Origin of the sequence: Streptomyces viridosporus (genome assembly GCF_002078235.1) — a bacterium.
Lineage (GTDB): Bacteria > Actinomycetota > Actinomycetes > Streptomycetales > Streptomycetaceae > Streptomyces > Streptomyces viridosporus.
This window is the reverse complement of record NZ_MSGP01000619.1, coordinates 1-6,604: the sequence shown is the minus strand read 5'-3', so window position 1 is coordinate 6,604 and position 6,604 is coordinate 1. Positions and strand designations below refer to the sequence as shown.

8 protein-coding genes are annotated in these 6,604 nt (G+C 74.8%); 4 read left to right on the top strand and 4 right to left on the bottom strand.

All coding sequences use genetic code 11. From position 1 onward, the window contains the following. The first annotated feature begins 120 nt into the window (after positions 1-120). The 3 genes from B7L92_RS34465 (at position 121) to B7L92_RS34455 (ending at position 2,649) form a co-directional block, all read left to right on the top strand. Positions 121-843 carry a DUF4097 family beta strand repeat-containing protein gene (locus B7L92_RS34465; RefSeq protein WP_081241169.1) on the top strand — a complete coding sequence of 241 codons (723 nt, stop codon included), beginning with the start codon at positions 121-123 and terminating at the stop codon, positions 841-843. A 74-nt stretch (positions 844-917) separates the two neighbouring features. Continuing rightward, the gene (locus tag B7L92_RS34460) at positions 918-2,354 is read left to right on the top strand and encodes a hypothetical protein (RefSeq protein WP_081241167.1); all 1,437 of its coding nucleotides are present in this window, start codon (positions 918-920) and stop codon (positions 2,352-2,354) included. Positions 2,355-2,427: 73 nt separating this feature from the next. After that, the gene (locus tag B7L92_RS34455) at positions 2,428-2,649 is read left to right on the top strand and encodes an FmdB family zinc ribbon protein (RefSeq protein ID WP_081241166.1); all 222 of its coding nucleotides are present in this window, start codon (positions 2,428-2,430) and stop codon (positions 2,647-2,649) included. A gap of 25 nt (positions 2,650-2,674) precedes the next feature. Here B7L92_RS34455 and B7L92_RS34450 read toward each other — a convergent pair whose 3' ends face one another. Both B7L92_RS34450 and B7L92_RS43030 read right to left on the bottom strand, forming a co-directional pair. Next, positions 2,675-3,319 (bottom strand): response regulator transcription factor, encoded by a 645-nt coding sequence (locus tag B7L92_RS34450; RefSeq protein WP_081241165.1) that lies wholly within the window; start codon positions 3,317-3,319, stop codon positions 2,675-2,677. Next, on the bottom strand, positions 3,310-4,059 hold the full coding sequence (locus B7L92_RS43030; RefSeq protein ID WP_368656278.1) for a sensor histidine kinase: 750 nt from the start codon (positions 4,057-4,059) through the stop codon (positions 3,310-3,312). The genes B7L92_RS34450 and B7L92_RS43030 overlap by 10 nt, the downstream gene beginning before the upstream one ends. Positions 4,060-4,199: 140 nt before the next feature. On the opposite strand from B7L92_RS43030, the gene B7L92_RS34440 reads away from it, so the two are divergent. Next, entirely contained in the window at positions 4,200-5,039 is an 840-nt protein-coding gene (locus tag B7L92_RS34440; protein WP_081241164.1) for a DedA family protein, read from the top strand. 54 nt (positions 5,040-5,093) lie between these two features. On the opposite strand, the gene B7L92_RS34435 is transcribed toward B7L92_RS34440, so the two are convergent. Further along, positions 5,094-5,906 carry an HAD family hydrolase gene (locus B7L92_RS34435; protein WP_081241163.1) on the bottom strand — a complete coding sequence of 271 codons (813 nt, stop codon included), beginning with the start codon at positions 5,904-5,906 and terminating at the stop codon, positions 5,094-5,096. After that, positions 5,906-6,604: cysteine protease StiP domain-containing protein (locus B7L92_RS34430; RefSeq protein ID WP_218030494.1), on the bottom strand; the 699-nt coding region annotated here is incomplete at its 5' end. The genes B7L92_RS34435 and B7L92_RS34430, both read right to left, overlap by 1 nt.

Here is a 6,604-nt window from a genome sequence, read left to right as displayed (position 1 = left end):
CGCACGATCCGTACCGCCGGCACCCACCGGACCGCCGGCGCCGCGCCCGCCGGCACTCAGACCGCCGGCGGTCCCGGCCGCACCGCTCGGACGCGCGCCCTCGCCCTCGCCGGTGCGGCCGTGGTGCTCGTCGCCGGTCTGAGTGCCTGCGGGGCGTCGGCCGCGGACGACGACGATCCCGACCGCCGCTCCTTCGACCTGCCCGGCAGCACCCTCACCATCGACTCCGACGACTCCGCCCTCGAGATCGTCGCCGCGGACGGGCACCCGTCGGGCGAGGTCCGGGTCACCCGGTGGTTCCGGGGCACGGTCGCCCTCGGCAGGGACCCGGAGGTCACCTGGTCCATGGACGGCGACCGGCTGGTGCTGCGCGTGCGGTGCTCCGGCGTCGTCGCCGACTGCTCCGCCAAGCACCGCATCCAGGTGCCCCGCGGAATCACCGTCAAGGTCGAGGAGGAGGACGGCAGCGTGCGGGCCCGGGGTTTCCGCGACGCGCTGAGCATCCGCACGACGGACGGCTCGATCCACGTCACCGACTCCACGGGCCCCCTGGAGCTGCACAGCGGTGACGGGTCGGTGCGCGCGGAGGTCGCCTCCCGCACGGTGCGCACCCGCACCGGTGACGGCTCGGCCCACCTCCAACTCGAGGCCGTGCCCGACCTGGTGGAGTCCCGCAGCGGCGACGGATCCCTGACCATCGACCTGCCCCGGGCCGCCTACCGCGTGGACACCACGACCGGTGACGGCGCCGAGGACGTGTCCGTGCCCCGCGACGACTCCAGCTCCCACGTGGTGACCGCCCGCACCGGCGACGGCAAACTCACCGTCCGTACGACGAACTGACCGGCCCGTGTGTTCGTTCTCCACGAGTGGGAGAATGGCACCGGGCCGGGCGAACGACAGTACGGGAGAGGGATGTGACGGCGACACCAGTGCAGCCGTACTCGCCGTCGGTGCCGCGTGTGCCCCGCACACGCCGCCTCCTCCCTCCACCCCCGGGACCACGCCCCCGCCGGGACCGCGGGACGTCCGGTCCGCTCCGGGACACGCTCGCCCTCGTGGGACTTCCGCTGGTCGCCGCGGTGGCGCTGCCCGCCGCGTTCGCCGGCGGCGGCACCCGGCGCTGGTTCGGCGGGCGGGCCGAGAACCAGCGGGCCGAGGCCCAGGCCGCCAAGGACGCGGCGGCGGCCGCGTTCTACGAGCTCGACACCGCCCAGCGCGACCTGCGGATCTCCATCGAGACGATCACCGCCGTCGACGACTCGCCCGCCGCCCGCCGTGCCGTCGACGGCTTCGAGGCGCTCAGCGGACGCATCGACGAGGCCAGCCACCGCTACATCGACGCCGTCGACGCCCACGACCTCGACCGCGACGACCTGGAGGCCTCGGCCGCCTCCCGGGCCCGCGCCGACCTGACCGCCGCCAAGGACGAGCTCGGGCGGGTCAAGCGGGAGCTGGACCGCTTCGCCGACGGGCTCGGCCCGCTCCTGGGCAAGGCCGAGACCCAGCTGGCCCGGCTCGCACCCGCCGTCGAACGCGCCCGGCAGGCGCTGCTCGCCGCCTCGAACGCCCTCGACACCGCACGCGGGTCGGGGCTGGGCGCCGACGACCTCGCCGCCCGGCTCGCCGCCCTCGCCCCGGAGCTGACCAAGCTGAACCAGGGCGCCGGGCAGCACGGCGTACCGCAGACCCTGGAACGGGCCGAACGCGTCACCCGCGAGGCCGAGGCCGTCCGCGCCGAGGCGGAGCGGCTGCCGGAGCGGGCCGCCGAGATCGACCGCCGACTGGTCTCCCTGCGCACCCGCGCCCAGGCCCTCACCACCCGCTCGGAGCAGGTCGAGCCGGTGCTCAGCGAACTGCGCCGCCGCTTCGCCGTCGCCTGCTGGCAGGACCTGCAGCACGTCCCCGAGGTGGCCGGGGAGAACCTGCGCCAGGCCGAGGCCCGGCTCGCCGAGGCCAGGACCGCCCGCGAGGAGCAGCGGTGGGCGGACGCGACCGCCCTGCTGGCGACCGTACGGGCGCTGCTGAACACCACCGACGAGGCCGTGTCCGCCGCCGGTGACCGTCTGCGGCGCCTGAACGCGGTGCAGAAGGACCCGGAGCAGGAGATCGAGCGCACCCGCTTCGCCATCCGCGACGCCCAGCGCCTGGCCATGGCCGGACGCAACACCCCCGATCCGCGCCACGCCCGCCCCCTGGACGACGCCGTGGCCCGCCTGGAACGGGCCGTCGCGGGCCTGCAGGGCCGCCACCCCGACTACTGGCACTTCCTGACGGAGACGGAGGCGGTCCGCACGACGGTGAGCCGCGTGATCGCCCTCATCCGGGAGGAGCGGGGCGCCGGCGCCCACTGACGGCCGTGTCCCCCTCCCCCGGGAGGCCACCCGTTCCGTACCCGGGGCGCCGGGCTCCGGTTAACCTGTGCCCATGCCTCGCTACGAGTACCGCTGCCGGACCTGCGGCGACACCTTCGAACTGAGCCGTCCCATGGCCGAGTCCTCCGCCCCCGCGGCCTGCCCGGCGGGCCACGACGACACCGTGAAGCTCCTCTCCACGGTCGCGGTGGCCGGCTCCGCCCCGGCCCCGGCGCCCCGCGCGAGCGGCGGTGGCGGTGGCGGCGGCTGCTGCGGCGGGGGCTGCTGCGGCTGACGTCCGGTCCCACCGGACCGGCAGGTCAGCTCCCCAGGTACCGCAGCACCGCCAGCACCCTGCGGGAGTAGCCCTCGCCTCCGGTCAGCCCGAGCTTGTCGAAGATCGCGTTGATGTGCTTCTCCACCGCGCTCTGCGAGATGTGCAGCCGTCGCGCGATGGCCGCGTTGGTGTGCCCCTGCGCCATCTCGGCCAGGACCGCGTGCTCGCGTGCGGTGAGGCGGGCGAGGGGGTCGGTGTGGGTCGTGCGGCCGAGCAGTTGCCGGACGACCTCCGGATCGAAGGCGGCGCGCCCGTCGGCCACCCGCTCCAGGGCGTCCAGGAACTCGTCGACCTGCACGACACGGTCCTTGAGCAGATAGCCGACCCCTTCCGACTCGCCGGTCAGCAGCTCCGTCGCGTACCGCTTCTCCACGTACTGCGAGAGCACCAGCACCCCCACCGCCGGCCGGCGGCGGCGGATCTCCAGTGCCGCGCGGAGCCCTTCGTCGGTGTGGGTGGGCGGCATCCGCACATCGGCGACCACCACGTCCGGCGGATCCTCGTCGACCGCCTTCAGCAGCAGTTCCGCGTTGCCGACGGCGGCGAGCACCTCGTGCCCCTCCTCCGCCAGCAGCCGCACCAGGCCCTCTCTCAGCAGGGTGGAGTCCTCGGCCAGGATCACGCGCACGGCAGCTCCGCGATCACCGGGGTCGGCCCGCCCGGCGGGCTGCGCACCTCCAGGCGCCCGCCGGGGGCGGCGACCCCGCGGGCGAGCCCGAACAGTCCGCTGCCCGCCGGGTTCGCACCGCCCCGGCCGTCGTCCTCCACGCTCACCCGTAACGCTCCCTCCCACGGTCCGACCGCGACGACCGTCCGGGTCGGTGCCGCGCTCGCGGACAGTTCGGCGATGCGCCGCACCAGCTCCTCCTGGTGGCGGGGCCCGAGCAGGCGGCGTGCCGGCCTCCCCTCCGGTTCGGCCACGCCGAACATCCCCTGTACGGCGAGGAAGAGCAGGAAGAGTCCGCCCAGTGAGCCGTAGACGACCGGGGCGGGCCGTCGTATCCCGTCCACCAGCAGCCAGCCGTACGCCCGGAACGTGCCGTGTCCGAGGCCGATCGCCACCGAGAGCGTCACGGCCCCGCCCAGGACGCCCGGCGTCCAGCGGCAGGCGAGGTGGCCCAGGGCCTGTGCGTCCTCGTAGGCGGGCGAGGTGTGCGTCCCCGGCCAGACCCTCAGCCGGCCCCGCTCCAGCTCCCTCAGTCTCCGCGCGCCCGCGAGGACCGGGCGGAGCACGGCGCGGCGGCCGCGCGGCCGGGCCGCGACGAGCAGGAGGAGCAGGCCGGCCAGGGCGGTGCGGAGCAGCTCGACGGCGGCCGCGGCGGTCCCCGTGATGAGCCCCGCCGCGCACCGCGCACCGCGTCGCGCCATGTCTCGCATGATCGTGAGGCTAGTCGGCGGCGCGGGCCGGGCGCACTGCGGAAAACCGCAAGGCGCCCTGCGGTGGACCACAGGGCCTCGTGCGGTCCTCCTCAGGTTTTCTTCAGCTCCGGTTCTCTAGCGTGGGCTGCATGACAGCCATCGCAGCGCACACGATCACAGCGGGCCCCCTCCTGCCGGAGACGGTCACCGCCGCGATACCGCTCGCGTCCGCGGGCGAGAGTGCCGGGCCGCAGTGGGTCAACGACCTCATGGACGCGCTGGGCGCGCCGGGGGCGGGGCTCGCCATCGCGCTGGAGAACCTCTTCCCGCCGATACCGAGCGAGGTGATCCTGCCGCTGGCGGGGTTCGCCGCGAGCAGCGGGCGGATGAGCCTGCTCGCCGTCCTGCTGTGGACGACGGCGGGCTCGGTGATCGGCGCGCTCGCGCTGTACGGGGTGGGTGCGCTGCTCGGCCGGGACCGGACGTTGGCGATCGCGGGGCGCCTGCCGCTGGTGAAGGTCGCGGACATCGAGCGGACGGAGGCCTGGTTCCTGCGGCACGGGACCAAGGCGGTGTTCTTCGGCCGGATGATCCCGCTCTTCCGCAGTCTCATATCGGTGCCGGCCGGTGTGGAGCGCATGCGGCTGCCGGTGTTCCTCGGCCTGACCACGCTGGGCAGCGCGATCTGGAACACCGTGTTCGTGCTGGCCGGCTATGTCCTGGGGGACAACTGGGAGCAGGTCACGGCCGTCGTCTCGACGTACTCGAAGGTGGTCCTCGGCGTGGCCGCGCTGGCGGTGCTGGCGTTCGTCGTCGTGCGGCTGCTGCGTCCGGGGGCCGGCCGCCGGAGGCGGACCGGGCGGGCGGACGCGGACGGTGCCCGTCCGTCGGACCCCGCCGACGGCGACACCCCCGACACCCTCGCCCTCCGGTACGACGCCCTCGACGCCCCCGGCGGCCCCGACCGGTACGAGCCCGCCGACCGGTAGGGGCCCGCGGCCGTCACCGGTGCGAGCGCGCCGACCGGTAGGAGCCCGGGGGCGTCACCGGTGCGAGCGCGCCGTCCGCAGGAACTCGCGCAGGATCCGCTCACCGGCCAGGACACCGCGTTCGGGCAGTGCCCTGATCGTGGGGGCCGTCCAGTCGGCGTCGGCCAGTTCGCCGTGGCCGGGACGCCAGCCCCGGTCCGCGGCGAGGAGCAGGTCGGCGTCCAGGAGGGAGTCGCCGGCGGCGAGGGTGAGGTCGGCACCGGTGCGGCGGGCGACCTCGGCCATGGCCGCGCTCTTGGTGAGGGGCGCCGGCACGGCGTAGATCTTGCGGCCCTGCAGGGACACCGTCCAGCCGCGGTTCTCCGCCCACTCCCCGAGTTCCTTCACCCACTCCTCGCGCAGCAGTTCCCGCTCGACGACGAGGTAGGCGAAGAGGTCGTCGGCGACCCGGTGCTTGCGCACCCAGACCGGGTCCGCGGTCCGCAGCAGATGGTCCTGCACCTCGGACAGCGGGGCGCACTCGTCGGCCAGGCGGGCGAGCACCCGTGCGTGCCAGTCCCGGTCGGACACCCCGTCGACCAGGAGGTGGCCGCCGTTGGCGCAGATCGCGTAGGTCGGGGCGGGGCCGGGGAGGTTGATGCGCTGGTACTGCTTGCGGGTGCGGGTCGTCGTGGGGACGAAGACGGCCGTGTCACCGAGGTCGGCGAGGAGTCCGGCCGCCGTCTCCGTCATGTAGGACAGGGGCCTGCTCTCGTGGACCTCCACGCACAGCAGCCGGGGCGCCCGCGCGTCCGGCATGGTCAGGGCCAGGGCGGCGGCGGAGTAGATGAGCGTGCGGTCGAGGTCGCTGGCGACGAGGACGGGCATCAGCGCGTCACCGCCCTGCCGTCGGCGCCGGTCGCTCCCCGGGTGAACCGGGGGTGGATCAGTCCGACGCAGGTGTAGGGGAGTTCGGCGACCTCCTCGACGGGGACGCCCCGCTGTTCCGCGAGCAGGCGCACGTGGTCGAGGTCGCGGCCGGCTCCGGCCCGCGCCAGCACCTTCCAGGGCACCCGGCGCAGCAGGACCCGGGTGGTCTCGCCGACGCCGGGCTTGACGAGGTTCACGTCGTGGATGCCGTACTCCTCGCTGATGCGCTCGACCGCGGCCCAGCCCTCCCAGGTGGGGGTGCGGTCGGTGGCGAGCAGTTCACCGGCCTGGACGCAGGCCGCGTCCGCGACCTCCGGGAAGCGGGCGGAGACGGCGTCCAGGAAGGCCACCGAGACGTCCGCGCCGGCGAGTTCGCGGTAGAACTTGGCGCCGTGGAAGTCGTGCGGGCCGACCAGGTCGGCGCGGAGCACGGTGCGCGAGATCAGTCCGGAGACCGTGGAGTTGAGGCAGGCGGAGGGGATGAGGTAGTCCTCGCGGGTGCCGTAGGTCCGTACGCAGGAGCCCGGGTCGGCCAGGACCGCGATCTCCGGGTCGAAGCCGGTGATGCCCTCGTCCTTCTCGAACTCCGCGACGGCCTGGGCGAGTTCGCGGGTGATGGCGCCCTTGCCGGTCCAGCCGTCGACGAAGACGACGTC